The sequence below is a fragment of the Dyella acidiphila genome, from assembly GCF_014863405.1.
Lineage (GTDB): Bacteria > Pseudomonadota > Gammaproteobacteria > Xanthomonadales > Rhodanobacteraceae > Dyella_B > Dyella_B acidiphila.
On sequence record NZ_JACZZA010000003.1, the window covers coordinates 177,637 to 192,441 of the forward strand.

A 14,805-nucleotide genomic window follows, 5' to 3' on the forward strand; every position below is an offset into this window, starting at 1 on the left:
TGTTATAACATATCGGTCTTCGGCCCCTTGGCCGACCCTTATAACAACATCCGCCCCGGTACCCCTGCATGAAATTGTCCCCGCTTGCCCTCGGACTCAGCCTCGCCTTGTACGCAGCCACGGCCGCTGCGACGACGGCTCCGAGCACGACTAATACGCCTACCGCTACGCCTTCACCGGCAACAACGGCCCAGCAGCCGGCCGACGACAACAGCACCGATGGCACCGACGGCAATAACGACGGTGGCTCGCGCAATCGCCGTCCGAGCAAGGTCAAGCAGCTTGGTGCCGTCAGCGTCACGGCGGCGCTGGACGAAGCGCGCAACAGCCTGTCGCCGGATACCGGCAGCAGCCAGTACGTGATCACGGCGCAGAACATCCAGGCGCTGCCGCTGGGCGACGCCACGCCGATGAACCAGGTGCTGCTGCAGGCGCCGGGCGTGGTGCAGGATTCCTACGGCCAGCTGCACGTGCGTGGCGACCATGCCAACCTGCAATACCGCATCGACGGCGTGATGATTCCCGAATCGATTTCCGGTTTCGGCCAGACGCTGGATGCGCGCACCATCGAAAGCGTGAAGCTGCTGGACGGCGCGCTGCCTGCGCAATACGGCGAACGCACTGCTGCGGTGGTCGATATCACCACCAAGAGCGGCAGCGATCTGACCAATGGCGGCAGCGTGGGCATTACCGGCGGCTCGTTCGGCACGGTCAATCCGAATGCCTCGTTCTGGGGCCATAGCGGCAACTGGAGCTACTTCTTCACGGCCAACTATCTGGAAAACAACGTCGGCATCGAAAATCCGACCGCCAGCCGCGATCCGGTCCACGATCACACCAACCAGGTGAAGGCGTTCGGCGATGTGTCGTACCTGATCAATAACGACACGCGCCTGAGCTTTATGTTTGGCGTCACCAATAACCGCTTCCAGATTCCGAACAACCCCAGCCAGACGCCGCAGTTCGGCTATCTGGACGTCACCAATTTCAACTCCGCCGATTTGGACGAGCGCCAGAACGAGCAGACCCGCTTCGGCGTGCTCGCGCTGCAGGGCAAGCTGGGCGATACGGCGTACCAGGTCTCGGTGGGCCAGCGCTTCAGCGGCCTGCAGTATTACCCCGATGAAGTCGGCGACCTGATGTTCAACGGCGTGGCCGCACAGATCAATCAGGGCGACCGCGCTTCCACCCTGCAGGCCGATTTCTCCATGCCCTGGGGTAGTAACCACACGCTTCGCTACGGTTTGTACGGTGAGCTCGATCGCGCGTACACCAATACGTATTCCTCGGTATTCCCCGCCGATGATGCCGGCGACCAGATCAGCACCACGCCGATCAATATCAATACCGGCGATCGCATCCTGGCCAAGACAATGGCGCTGTACGTACAGGACCAATGGGACATCAGCGAAAACTGGACCATCAACTATGGCCTGCGCGGCGACCGCTACCAGGCCTTCCGCGAAGAAAGCCAGCTGAGCCCGCGCGTGGGTGTGGTCTGGCAGGCCACCGACAGCACCACCGTGCATGCCGGCTATTCGCGCTACTTCACGCCGCCGCAGACCGAGCTGATTTCGTCCGAGAACATTGCCGCCTTCGCCAACACCACCAATGCGGTGCAGAACTACGGCAACAACACGCCGCTGACCGAGCGTTCCAATTACTACGACATCGGTGTTTCGCAGAACGTCGGTTCGGCCTGGACCTTCGGCTTCGACTCTTACTACCGCCAGGTGGACCGCCTGCAGGACGAGGGGCAGTTCGGTACCGCGCTGATCTATTCCACCTTCAACTACCGCTATGGACGCATCCGCGGCAACGAATTCAGCGCGACGTATAACGACGGCCCGGTCTCCGCGTATTTCAACTTCTCCTACAACCGCGCGATGGGCAAGGACGTGATCACCAGCCAGTACAACTTCGGTGTGGATGAGCTGGCCTACATCGCGGATAACTGGATCCATCTGGATCACGACCAGAAGGAAACCTCATCGGGCGGGATCAACTACGCGATCACCGACAGCACCAAGGTCGGTGCCGACTACCTGTTCGGCAGCGGCCTGCGCGAAGATGGCGAAGTGCCGAACGGCTTGTCGCTGCCGTATTACTTCCAGCTCAACTTCAACGTCTCGCACGATTTCAACTTCGACGGTTTCGGCAAGCTGCATACGCAGCTGGCGCTGATCAATGCGCTGGATCGCACGTATGAACTGCGCAGCGGTACCGGCGTGGGCGTGGGTGCGCCGCAGTACGGGCCGCGGCGCGGCTTGTACCTGAGCCTGCAGAAAGATTTCTGAGGAAACGGCGTAGGTTGGGTTAGCGCAGCGTAACCCAACGATGTCGCTAAGAAGATGGATCGTTGGGTTACGCTGCGCTAACCCAACCTACGCTGGCTACTCGGGCTCACTCCCTCTCCCCAGCGGGGAGAGGGCTGGGGTGAGGGGGCAACCTCGCCAGGATGCAGATTCAAGCGGCGCTTCGAGGGTGCTCACTCGCAAGAGCGGCCCCTCACCTCAATCCTCTCCCCGGAGGGGAAAGGAGGCGGATGCGAAAAGCGACGTTATTTGATGCGCGCTGTGGTTAGTGCGCCGTGGCTGCGGGCATGCCTGCGTCATGGCGCAAGGCCAGTCCCTTCAGAATATTCAACGCCTGCGACAACGCATAATCGCTGGTCGCCAGCTTGGCGTTCTCCGCGCTGCCATCGTTGTTGATGTTGGCGCCCGGTATCGCGGCAATCTCATTGGCCAGATGGTGCGGCAGGTCCGCTTCGGAGCTGACCGGCGCCTGCGAGTCGTCCACCTTTGCCACGGTCAGGTCGGCCAGGGCGATATCCGGCTTGATGCCTTCGGCCTGGATCGAGGTGCCGTTGGGTGTGTAGTAGCGCGCGGTGGTGAGTTTCACGGCGTGATCGGCATCCAGCGGCAGCACCGTCTGCACCACGCCCTTGCCGAAGGTGCGGCGGCCGACGATCAAGGCGCGGTGGTTGTCCTTCAAGGCGCCGGAGACGATTTCCGCGGCCGAGGCGGTGCCGTTGTCGGCCAGCAGCACCATCGGTGCGCCGTGCAGCAGATCGCCATTCGGGTGGGCGTTGAAGGTGAGGTTGGAGTCGGGCAGGCGACCGCGCGTGGTGACGATGGTGCCGGAGTCGAGGAAGTCGTTGCTGACACCTACGGCGGCGGTCAGCAGGCCGCCCGGATTGGAGCGCAGGTCGAGGATCGCGCCTTTCTGCGCGCCATCCTTCTTTAGTACATCGCCCAGTTTCTTTTCGAGATCGCTGGCGGTGTCGTCCTGGAATTGGCTGATGCGGATATACGCATAGCCCGGCTCCAGCTCGCGCACCTTCACGCTGGTCATGGAAATGCGTTCGCGGGTGAGGGTCATGCTGACCGGCTGGTCGGACTTCTCATGCAGGATGCCCAGCGTGATCTTGCTGCCCGGATCGCCGCGCAGGGCGTCGAACATGTCGTCGATATTGTCGGTGGTGACGCCCTTGCCGTTGATCGCCGTGATCACGTCGCCCGGCTTGATGCCGGCGCGCGAGGCGGGGGTATCGTCGATCGGCGACACGATGCGCAGCAGGCCGTTGTCCTCCATCACCTCGATGCCGAGGCCGCCGTACTGGCCGGTGGTGTCTTCGTTGAGCTCCTGCAGGCCGTCCTTGTCGAGGTAGGCGCTATGCGGATCGAGGCCGGAGAGCATGCCCTTGATCGCGTCGTTCATCAGGGTCTTGTTGTCGACTTTTTCCACATAGGCCTGGCGGATGATCTGGTACACGTGCGCGAAATTGCGCACATCGTCCATATCGACCTGGTCCGACGGGGCAGCGGCGCTGCTGGAAGCCTTGGCGGGGGTGTCGCTGTCGGTTGCCGCACCCGCATCCGTCTTGGGCGCTGCCTGCGCGTGCAGCAGCGGCGCCGCCAACAGCAGGGCGAGCAGGCAATGGCGGGGGAAACGCATGGGGCAAACTCCACAGGAAAGTGTGACGGCGGGGGTTGGACCGCTTGATGCCGTCCGAATTCAACCGCGACAGAATACGCCGATCTTGGTTGCCGGAGTGTTGTACGGCGCCGGGTGGACGCGGCGTGTAGGGGCCTGCCGGCAGGGTTCACGCAAGCCGGCGGCGCTCAGCGCCGCTGGCTGAGCCAGGTGCGCGGATCCACCGGCTGGCCGTTGTGGCGCAGTTCGAAATACACCCCGTTGCTGTCGCTGGTGGAGAGCATCGCGGTGCCCAGCGTCTGGCCGGCGGCGACGTCGTCGCCCACGCCGTGCAGCAGGGTTTCGTTGTTGCCGTACATGCTTAGCCAGCCATTGCCATGGCTGAGGATGATCAACTGGCCGTAGCCGCGCATGAAATGCGCGTACACCACCCGGCCGGCGGCCACCGCGTGCACGTCGCTGCCGCGCGGGGCGGCGATCAGCACGCCGTTACCGAAGGTGTGCACCGGTCCGGCGGCCGGCCACGGCAGGTTGCCGCGGATATTGGCCAGCGCCTTGCCGCCGCTGGGCACGGTGGGATTGGCGCGCGCCTTGCGCTCCGCTTCGCGGGCGGCCTCGTCGATCGCCTTCTGCAGCTTGCTCAGCAGCTCGTCCAGCGACTGCTCGTTCTGCTTCATCGAGGCCAGCTTCTGTCCCTGGTTCTTGTATTGCGCGTCGATCTGGCTGGCCACCTGTTGCTGTTGCCGGCGCTGCTGTTCCAGTGCGCCAGCCTGCTGCTGGCGCTGGGTGCGGGTGGCCTGCAGGGCCTGCTGCTCGGTATTGATCTGGGTTTCCAGGTCCTGCAGCTTGGCCAGCTGGGTCATCAGGTCCTGCACTTTCTGCACACGGTCCTGCTGGAAGTATTTGGAATAGGCGAGCGAGCGCGCAATGCGCGCGATGTCTTCATCGCCCAGCAGCAGGCGCAGGTCCGAACCCTGGCCGACGGCGTAGGTAGCGCGCAGCAAGTCGGCGATCGCCGCACGCTGGCTATCCAGGCGCTTGCTCAGTTCAGTTCGTTGCGTTTGTAACTGATCCAGCTGCTGCTGCTTGGCGGCGATCTGCGTGTCGGTATCGCGCACGGCCCTGGCGGCGACGGCGACCGCATCGGATTGCTTGGCCAGGGTGGCGTTGGCGCTGTCGCGCTTGGCGGCGGTGTCGGCCTGCTCCTTGGTCAGCGCCTGCATTTTTTCGCGCAGGTCGGTCAATTGCTGCTTGGCCTCGGCCTGCTGGGCTTCGGCTTTATTGTCCTGGGCAGTACTGACGGGTACGAAGACGCTGGCGGCAAGGACGATCGCAGCAGCGATCAGCGGGGCCAGGAGTGGGCGAAAGGCGCGGGAAGGTGTCGGCATGGGGCCGGATTATCCCTGAGCCGGCTTGTTCCGGCGAGATGGCACGGATGGCGCCGTGATGCGGGCTGGCGGCGATCGCCGCGGCACTGGTCTGTTAGCGCGCACGCTTACAAAGCGTGGAGATTCTCATTTGGACGTCTAGAAGGCTTTGACGCGACGCACAACTTATGCGTAAAGTCGGGTTGCAAGCCTCATCGCATCTGCTTGCCGTCCCCGCGACGGCAGGCGTTTTGCGCCCCTGCGAGCCGGAGTAAAGCAAGAGGAAACAGCACATGTCGGTGGTACCGCGGTTGTACGACCCCAGCTTCGAACACGATAGCTGCGGCTTCGGTCTGGTTGCCCAGATCGACGGCCGCGCCAGTAAATGGGTGGTCGATACGGCATTCGCGGCGCTGGCTAAACTTTCCCACCGCGGCGGCGTGAATGCCGACGGCGTCAGCGGCGACGGCTGCGGCGTGCTGATCCATCATCCACAGTCCTGGCTGCGTGCGCTGGCGGTGGAGGCGGGCATTGCGCTGGGCGAGCGTTTCGCTGCGGGGCTGGTATTTCTGGATGCGGCTAGCGACGCGGCCGCCAAGGTGCTGGAGCAGCACGTGGCCGAGGAAGGCCTGCGCGTGGCCGGCTGGCGCGATGTGGCGGTGAACGCCGATGCGTGCGGTCCGCTGGCCGCCGCCGCCAAGCCGCGCGTGCGGCAGATCTTCATCAATGCCAAGGGCGACCTGGATGATGCGGGCTTCGAGCGCGCGCTGTTCCGTGCGCGCCGCCGCGCCGAGACCGCGCTCAGCCAGGACGAGCAGTTCTATGTAGTGTCGCTGTCGGCGCAGGTGATCGGCTACAAGGCGATGGCCGCGCCGGGCCGGCTGCGCGAGGTATTCGACGATCTGCAGCATCCGGCCCTGGTCGCCGATGCGGTGGTGTTCCACCAGCGCTTCTCCACCAACACCACGCCGCAGTGGCGCCTGGCGCAGCCGTTCCGCCTGCTGGCGCACAACGGCGAGATCAATACCATCCGCGCCAACCGCCGCTGGATGCAGACGCGCGCAGAAATCTGGCGCTCGCCGCTGGTCGAGCTGGGCGATATCGGCCCGTTCGTGCGCCAGACCGGTTCGGACTCGGAAAGCCTCGACAATGCGCTGGAGCTGCTGCTCGCCGGCGGCCTCGACCTGATCGCCGCCATGCGTGTGCTGGTGCCGCCGGCCTTCGCCGCACGCGAAGGCATCGACGAAGACCTGGCCGCGTTCTACGAGTATTACGCCCTGCACAGCGAACCCTGGGACGGCCCCGCCGGACTGGTGATGTGCGATGGCCGCTACGCTGCCTGCACGCTGGATCGCAACGGCCTGCGTCCGGCGCGCTGGGCCTTGTCGGACGACAACCATCTGATCGTCGCTTCCGAAGCAGGGTTGTGGGACGTGCCCAGCGCCCACGTGATCGCCAAGGGCCGGCTCGCGCCCGGCGAAATGATCGCGGTCGATTTCGCGGCGCGCCGTCTGCTGCGCGATGCCGATATCGACGAGATCAACCGCAAGCGCGCGCCGTATCGCGACTGGCTGCGCGCCGGCGTGAGTTATCTGGAATCGGATCTGATCGATCCCTCGCTGGCGGCCGAACCGCTGCCGACCGACGAATTGCGCTGCTATCAGAAGCTGTACGGCCTTTCGCGCGAGGAGCGCGAGACGGTGCTGAAGGTGATCGCCGAGCTGGAAGCCGAAGCCACCGGCTCGATGGGCGACGACACGCCGATTGCCGCGATGTCGCGCCAGGTGCGCCCGCTGTTCGACCGGTTCCGCCAGGGCTTCGCCCAGGTCACCAATCCGCCGATCGATCCGCTGCGCGAGAAGCTGGTGATGTCGCTGGTGACGCAGATCGGGCCGGAAGGCAATGTGTTCGAGCTCAAGCCCGAGAACGCCAGGCAGATCCTGATCAATTCGCCGGTGCTCTCGCAGCGCAAGCTGCGCCAGCTGCTGGCGATGCCGCAATACCAGCAGGCGCCGCGCTTCGACCTGATGTACGCGGCCGAAGAAGGACTGGAAGCGGCGCTGCGCCGGCTGTGCCGCGACGTGGCGCAGAGCGTGCGCGAAGGCTGCTCGCTGGTGTTCCTCAGCGACCGCTATCCGCGCCGCGATCGCCTGCCGATCCATTCGCTGCTGGCCACCGGTGCCGTGCACGCCTACCTGATCGACGAAGGCCTGCGCTGCCAATGCAACATCGTGGTGGAGACCGCCACCCCGCGCGACCCGCACCAGTTCGCCTGCCTGATCGGCTATGGCGCTACCGCGATCTATCCGTGGCTGGCCTACCAGAGCCTGTTCGAGCTGGGTCGCGAAGGCCATATCGAAGGCGACCGGCAGGAAATCGGCCGCAGCTACCGGCGCGGCATCCGCAAGGGTCTGCTGAAGATCCTGTCGAAGATGGGCATTTCCACCGTCGCCGGCTACCGCGGTGCGCAGCTGTTCGAAATCGTGGGGCTGGCGCCGGACGTGGTGGGACTGTGCTTCCCCGGCACACCTTCGCGCATTGGTGGCGCCGGCTTTGCCGAGCTGGAGCACGAGCAGCGCCTGCTCGCCGCCGAAGCCTGGAACGAAGCTCTGCAGCTGCGTGCCGGCGGCCTCTACAAATACGTGCACGGCGGCGAGTACCACATGTACAACCCCGACGTGATCGCCAGCCTGCAGAAGGCGGTGCGCACCGGCAATGCGGCGGACTACCGCGCCTACGCCGATTTCGTCGACCGCCGGCCATCGTCCGCATTGCGCGATCTGCTCGGCCTGAAGCTCGCCGCCGCGCCGCTGGCGCTGGAACAGGTCGAGCCGGTGGAGGCCATCCTCAAGCGCTTCGATTCCGCCGGCATGTCGCTGGGCGCACTGTCGCCCGAAGCGCACGAAGCGCTGGCGATCGCCATGAACCGTCTCGGCGCACGCAGCAATTCCGGCGAAGGCGGCGAAGATCCGGCGCGCTACGGTACCGAGCGCGCGTCGAAGATCAAGCAGGTGGCGTCGGGCCGTTTCGGCGTCACGCCAGCCTATCTGGTCAATGCCGAAGTGCTGCAGATCAAGATCGCCCAGGGCGCCAAGCCGGGCGAGGGCGGCCAGCTGCCGGGACACAAGGTGGACAGCACCATTGCGCGCCTGCGTTATGCCAAGCCCGGCATCGGCCTGATCTCGCCGCCGCCGCATCACGATATTTATTCCATCGAAGACCTGGCCGAACTGATTCACGACCTGAAGGAAGTGAATCCCGAAGCGCTGGTATCGGTGAAGCTGGTGTCGCACGCGGGCGTGGGCACGGTGGCGGCAGGCGTGGTGAAGGCCGGTGCGGATCTGATCACCGTCAGCGGCCACGATGGCGGCACCGGCGCGAGTCCGCTGTCCTCGATCAAGTACGCCGGCACGCCGTGGGAGCTGGGCCTGGCGGAAACGCAACAGACCCTGCGCCGCAACGATCTGCGCGGCCGCGTGCGGCTGCAGACCGACGGTGGTCTGAAGACCGGCCTGGATGTGATCAAGGCGGCGCTGCTCGGTGCGGAAAGCTTCGGCTTCGGCACTGGCCCGATGGTGGCGCTGGGTTGCAAATACCTGCGCATCTGCCACTTGAACAATTGCGCCACCGGCGTGGCCACCCAGCATCCGGTGCTGCGCAAGGATCACTTTATCGGCCTGCCCGAGATGGTGATGCATTACTTCACCTTCGTCGCGCAAGACGTGCGCGCGCACCTCGCTCGCCTTGGCGTGCGCAGCCTGGGCGACATCGTGGGCCGCAGCGATCTGCTCGAACAGCTCGAAGGCGGCACGCCGGTGCAGCACAAGCTCGATCTCACTCCGCTGATCGACGGCGCCGGCCTCAGCGCCAGCAGTGATTTCGCCTGCACGCTGGCGCGCAATCCGATGCGCGACGAAGCCGAGCTGGCCTCGCGCATTGCCACCGACACCGCCGATGCGGTCGCCACGCTGGGCGGCGGCAGTTTCAGCTACCGCATCGCCAATACCGATCGCGCGATCGGCGCGCGCCTGTCCGGCGATGTCGCGCGCAGGCACGGCGATCACGGCATGGACGAAAATCCGATCGAATTGAAACTCGAAGGTGCGGCCGGCCAGAGCCTGGGCGCATGGAATGCCGGTGGCGTGCATATCGACCTGGTCGGCGAAGCCAACGACGGCGTCGGCAAGGGCATGGCCGGCGGCCGCATCGTGGTGCGTCCGCCTGCGGATGTACCGTATGCCAGCCAGGACGCGGCGATCATCGGCAACACCTGCCTGTACGGCGCCACCGATGGCGAGCTGTACGCCGCCGGCCGCGCGGGCGAACGCTTCGCCGTGCGCAACTCCGGTGCGCTGGCGGTGGTGGAAGGCGCCGGCGATCACTGCTGCGAATACATGACCGGCGGCGTGGTGGCAGTGCTCGGCAAGGTCGGTCTCAATTTCGGCGCCGGCATGACCGGCGGCTTTGCCTACGTGCTCGATCTGGAGCGCGATTTTGTCGACTGCTACAACCACGAGCTGGTCGACATCCTGCGTATTTCGCCCGAGGGGATGGAAAACTACATGCAGCATCTGCGCAGACTGGTCACCCGTCACGTGGAGCTGACCGGCAGCGACTGGGGCCGGCAGATCCTGCGCGACTTCCGCGGTCTGCAATACAAGTTCTGGCTGGTGAAACCGAAAGCCGCGAGCCTCGCCGTGCTGGCCGAAGAACTGCGGAGGGCGGCATGAGCGCAAAGCTGTTCCAGTTCCTCGATGTGCCGCGACAGCCGCCGCGCACCGTGCCGGTGGCGGTGCGCGTGCTCGGCTACGGCGAAATCGGCGGCGACTTCGCCTCGCCGCAGGCGGCAACGCAGGCCGAGCGCTGCATCGATTGCGGCAATCCGTATTGCGAGCATGCCTGCCCGGTACACAACTACATTCCCAACTGGCTGAAGCTGGTGCAGCAGGGGCGCATCATGGAAGCGGCCACGCTGATGCACGAAACCAATCCGCTGCCGGAAATCTGCGGCCGCGTCTGTCCGCAGGATCGTCTTTGCGAAGGCGCGTGCACGCTGGAGCAGACCGAATTCGGTTCGGTCACCATCGGCAGCATCGAGCGGTGGGTGACCGATGAAGCGCTGCGCCAGGGCTGGCGGCCGGATCTTTCCAAGGTGCGCGAAACCGGGCAGCGCGTGGCGGTGATCGGCGCCGGCCCTGCCGGTCTGGCCTGCGCGGATCGTCTGCGTCGCGCCGGCATTGCGGTGGATGTCTACGATCGCCAGCGCGAGATCGGCGGCTTGCTCACCTTCGGCATTCCGCCGTTCAAGCTCGACAAGGGCGTGGTGCGCACGCGCCGCGCCGTGCTCGAAGACATGGGCGTGCGCTTCCTGCTGGAGCGCGAAATCGGGCGCGATGTGGAATTCGGCAGCTTGCTCGAAGACTACGACGCCGTGTTCATCGGCACCGGTGCCTACACCTTCGTCGATGGGCAATTGCCGGGCCGCGAACTGCTCGGCGTGCACGATGCGCTGCCATTCCTGATCGCCAATACCGAACGCCTGCTGCGCGACGAGCCGGCATCGCTGTTCGATTTCCGCGACAAGCATGTGGTGGTGCTCGGCGGCGGCGATACGGGCATGGATTGCAATCGCACCGCCATTCGACTCGGCGCGGCATCGGTCACCTGCGTGTATCGCCGTGACGAGGCGAGCATGCCGGGCTCGGCACGCGAAGTGAATTACAGCCGCGAAGAAGGTGTGACGTTCCTGTTCCAGCGTCAGCCGCTGGCGATTCTCGATAACGGGCATGGCCAGGTATGCGGCGTGCGTGTGATCGAAACGGAATTGGTCGATACCGGCGATGGACGTCCGCGTCCGCAAAACGTGGCCGGTACCGAATCGGAAATTACTGCCGACGTAGTGATTCAATCCTTCGGTTTCCTACCCAGCCCGCCGAGCTGGCTCGCTGCGCATGGCGTGGAACTGTCGGCGTCGGGCAAGGTAGTCACCGGCGCGAACGGCCGGCTGCCGCACCAGACCAGCCATCCGCGCATCTTTGCCGGCGGCGACAATGTACGCGGTGCCGATCTGGTGGTCCGTGCGGTCTACGACGGCCGTGAAGCTGCCGTGCACATCGCAGCCTTGTTGGCCGAAACGGCGGCGGAGAAGCAGGCCTCGGCCTGTTAAGCGATCCTCACGTTAAACGCAGGTAATTTCGGATAGATCAAGGGCCGGTAGCCATGGGTTACCGGCCTTTTTATTTTTATTGTCGCTATATCAGCTAGATAGCACGGAAATCATCAGGCGAAACCTGAATAAGCCGGCACGTACCTACTTTCGATTTGTTAAGGACTTGTCGGATTAAATCGATCTGTGAAACACTCGGGAAGTGTCCCCACACACCCAACGTCCCCAATCCCTGATTTATCCCCCGTTGGGTTAATCACAAATCAAGTTGTTCCTTGGAGGGTTGAAAAATGACTCGTAATAAGCTTGCGCTTTCGTTGGCGGGCTTGCTGCTGGCTCCGATTGCCGGCACTGCATTTGCCCAGAGCGCACCGGCACAGGATCAGTCCCAGCCGACCGCCAGCCAGAGTAACCCGCAGCAATTGCAGACCATCACGGTGACCGGTTCGGCACTTCCCCGCGTCGATACGGAAACCCCCTCGCCGGTGACGGTACTGACCGCGCAGCAGATTGCCCGCAGCGGTTACACCACCATCTCCGACGTTGTTCGCTCGATCTCCGCCGACAACAGCGGCTCGATCCCCAATGCCTTTACCGCCGGCTTTGCGGCCGGCGCTTCCGGTGTCGCACTGCGCGGCCTGACCGTGAACTCCACCGTGGTGCTGATCGACGGCCATCGCGCCGCCAGCTACCCGGTTTCGGATGACGGTGAGCGCTCGTTCGTCGACCTCAACACCATTCCGATCTCGGCCGTCGAACGCATCGAAGTGCTGAAGGACGGCGCGTCCTCGCTGTACGGCGCCGACGCCATCGCCGGTGTGGTCAACATCATCCTCAAGCCCGGTTACCAGGGCGTGGAAGGCACCGCCGACATCGGCAACTCGCAGCACGGCGGCGGCTTCACCAAGAAGGCCACCTTCCTGGCCGGCTTCGGCGACCTGAACAAGGATCGCTACAACGTCTACTTCAGCGCGCAGTACGAGATGGACAACCCCATCTACAACCGCGAGCGCGACTATCCGTACAACTCCAAGGACCTGACTGCGCTTGGCGGCCCGAACGGCAACTTCGGCAACCCGGCAACGTTCAACGGTTCCACCGTCGGCGCCACCGCCCCGGCTACGCTGGGTGTAGGCGCCAATCCGCTGACCGGTGCGACGCAGGTCAAGAATTCGCTGTACTCGCCGCTCGGTTCCTGCACCAACGGCACCGTGCTGACCAGCACCGCTGGCGTCGGCAGCTACTGCGCAGAAAATCAGGTTGCGCAGTACGGTGAAATCCAGCCGCAGACCGAGCAGGGCGGCCTGTACGCCCGCGGCACCTTCAAGATCAACGACACCACCAAGGCTTACCTCTCGGTCAGCTACATGGAGTCGAAGCTGTGGGCACAGCTGACGCCGCAGCAGATCCAGACCTCCACGCCGAACAACACCAACAACATCGCGCTGCCGCCGGTGCTCACCACGGGCCCCAACGCCGGCAAGCTCAACCCGAACGATCCGTATGCGGCGGCGGGCGAGTACGCGCTGCTCAACTACCAGTTCGGCGACATCCCGCAGAACAACACCTACGACAACCACAACGCACGCGTGGTGGCTGATGTCTCCGGTATAGCGGGCGAGTGGAACTACGACGCCGCCGTGGTGCTCAACCACGACTGGCTCAACACCACCCAGACCGGCTTCATCAACTACCCGGCACTGGTCAACGCGATCACCAGCGGTTCGTACAACTTCATCAATCCGTCGGCCAACAGCGCTGCGGAGCTGGCCCAGTTGTCGCCGAACCTGTCCAAGCAGTCGACCTCGGACCTGGATTCGCTGGACTTGAACGCCAGCCGCTCGCTGTTCGACCTGCCCGGCGGTTCGGCCGGCCTGGCCGTGGGTTCGCAGTTCCGCTACGAAGCGCAGAACGATCCGGCGCTGAACCCGGATGACCTGTTCCAGAGCCTGGGCATCGCCCAGACCAAGGGTCACCGCAACGTCAGCGGCGCCTACGCCGAACTCGACCTGCCGCTGCTGGAATCGCTGGAAGTGGACGCTTCCGGCCGTTACGACCATTACAGCGACGTGGGCAACAACTTCTCGCCGAAGATCGGCTTCAAGTGGAAGCCGCTGGACTGGGTTGCCATCCGCGGTACCTACTCGAAGGGCTTCCGCGCGCCGAGCTTCGCTGAAAACGGCTCCAGCTCGTCGGAAGGCTTTGTCACGCTGAACCCGGCGCAGTACACGAACTTCGTGAATGCGCACAACGGCAATGCCTATTCGACCGTGCCGTACAGCCTGGCCGAATACACCGTGGCCAATCCGAACATCCGTCCGGAGAAGGCCAGCAACTTCACCTTCGGCGTGGTGCTGCAGCCGACCAGCTGGCTGAATGCCTCGGTCGACTACTACGACATCAAGAAGAGCAACGTGATCACCGGCCCGAACTTCGGCCAGGCGATCAGCAACTACTTCGCCACCGGTGCCACCGGCGTGCCGGGCGTCACCGTGATCCCGGACATTGCCGACCCGACCGCACCGAACGCGCAGGCGCGTCCGGCTGAGTTCATCGGCCAGTACATCAACGCCAACTCGCTCAAGACCGATGGCGTCGATATCGATCTGCAGGGCCATTGGGACTTCGGCAACGGCATTCACTACGTCAGTGAACTGTCGGGCACCGAGGTGTTCAACTGGCGCATGGTGCTGCCGGACGGCACGGTTGAGTCGTTCGCCGGTACGCAGGGTCCGTACAACCTGTCCTCGGGCGCCGGCACGCCGCGTCTGAAGGGCTCCTGGTCGAACACGGTGCAGTACGGCCCGGCCACGGTCACCGCCACGATCTACTACACCGGCGGCTACTCCGAGATCGCCGAAGACGTGGGCGTAGGTCCGGATTCGTGCCTGTCGTTCAACGCCGCCGGCACTCAGTTCCTGCCGTCCAACTGCCGCATCAGCTCGTTCACCGACGTGGACCTGACCGGCAGCTACGCGATCAACAGCCACATCAGCGTGACCGCCTCGATCATGAACGCCATGGACCGCAAGGCCCCGTTCGATCCGGCCAACTACGCCGCTGTGAACTACAACCCGACGTATTCCTACGCCGGTGTCGTGGGTCGCTTCTACAACCTGGGCGTGAAGGTGAAGTTCTAAGCCGGATACGGTTTTCGCCACGGCAGTCCGCTGCCGTGGCGGATGTATTCCAAGCTTCGAATTGGACCATCAAGGCGACGTACCCTTACCGGTACGTCGCTTTTTTTTGGGAAATCGCAGCCTCTGCACCGTCATCCCGGCGTAGGCCGGGACCCAGTGACTTTGGTGCCCCCGAAAACGCGGGGTCACGGCCTTC

At 64.3% G+C, this 14,805-nt stretch carries 6 protein-coding genes; 4 read left to right on the forward strand and 2 right to left on the reverse strand.

The annotated features are described in order from the left end of the window. Positions 1-68: 68 nt before the first annotated feature. Complete coding sequence (locus tag IGX34_RS07650) at positions 69-2,297, forward strand: TonB-dependent receptor (protein WP_192555113.1); 2,229 nt, start codon at positions 69-71, stop codon at positions 2,295-2,297. A gap of 283 nt (positions 2,298-2,580) precedes the next feature. Here IGX34_RS07650 and IGX34_RS07655 read toward each other — a convergent pair whose 3' ends face one another. Both IGX34_RS07655 and IGX34_RS07660 read right to left on the reverse strand, forming a co-directional pair. Then, complete coding sequence (locus IGX34_RS07655) at positions 2,581-3,957, reverse strand: S41 family peptidase (protein WP_192555114.1); 1,377 nt, start codon at positions 3,955-3,957, stop codon at positions 2,581-2,583. Positions 3,958-4,124: 167 nt separating this feature from the next. After that, positions 4,125-5,324, reverse strand: a complete 1,200-nt coding sequence (locus tag IGX34_RS07660) for a murein hydrolase activator EnvC family protein (RefSeq protein ID WP_192555115.1) — start codon at positions 5,322-5,324, stop codon at positions 4,125-4,127. Between the two features lie 272 nt (positions 5,325-5,596). Between IGX34_RS07660 and gltB the strand changes: the two genes are divergently transcribed. The 3 genes from gltB to IGX34_RS22335 all read left to right on the forward strand — a co-directional run bounded on the left by gltB (position 5,597) and on the right by IGX34_RS22335 (position 14,609). Beyond that, positions 5,597-10,033: a glutamate synthase large subunit gene (gene gltB, locus IGX34_RS07665; protein ID WP_192555116.1), complete on the forward strand. Its 4,437-nt coding sequence runs from the start codon at positions 5,597-5,599 to the stop codon at positions 10,031-10,033. After that, a complete protein-coding gene (locus tag IGX34_RS07670) occupies positions 10,030-11,469 on the forward strand; it encodes an FAD-dependent oxidoreductase (protein WP_192555117.1) in 1,440 nt (479 codons plus the stop codon). Before gltB ends, IGX34_RS07670 begins: the two co-directional genes overlap by 4 nt. A 290-nt stretch (positions 11,470-11,759) precedes the next feature. Next, positions 11,760-14,609, forward strand: a complete 2,850-nt coding sequence (locus IGX34_RS22335; protein WP_192555118.1) for a TonB-dependent receptor — start codon at positions 11,760-11,762, stop codon at positions 14,607-14,609. Positions 14,610-14,805 lie beyond the last annotated feature (196 nt).

What these genes read in the sequence shown, in the direction of transcription:
- IGX34_RS07650 (WP_192555113.1), top strand. Translation starts at nt 69, where the DNA reads ATGAAATTGTCCCCGCTTGCCCTCGGACTCAGCCTCGCCTTGTACGCA.
- IGX34_RS07655 (WP_192555114.1), bottom strand. Translation starts at nt 3,957, where the DNA reads ATGCGTTTCCCCCGCCATTGCCTGCTCGCCCTGCTGTTGGCGGCGCCG.
- IGX34_RS07660 (WP_192555115.1), bottom strand. Translation starts at nt 5,324, where the DNA reads ATGCCGACACCTTCCCGCGCCTTTCGCCCACTCCTGGCCCCGCTGATC.
- gltB (WP_192555116.1), top strand. Translation starts at nt 5,597, where the DNA reads ATGTCGGTGGTACCGCGGTTGTACGACCCCAGCTTCGAACACGATAGC.
- IGX34_RS07670 (WP_192555117.1), top strand. Translation starts at nt 10,030, where the DNA reads ATGAGCGCAAAGCTGTTCCAGTTCCTCGATGTGCCGCGACAGCCGCCG.
- IGX34_RS22335 (WP_192555118.1), top strand. Translation starts at nt 11,760, where the DNA reads ATGACTCGTAATAAGCTTGCGCTTTCGTTGGCGGGCTTGCTGCTGGCT.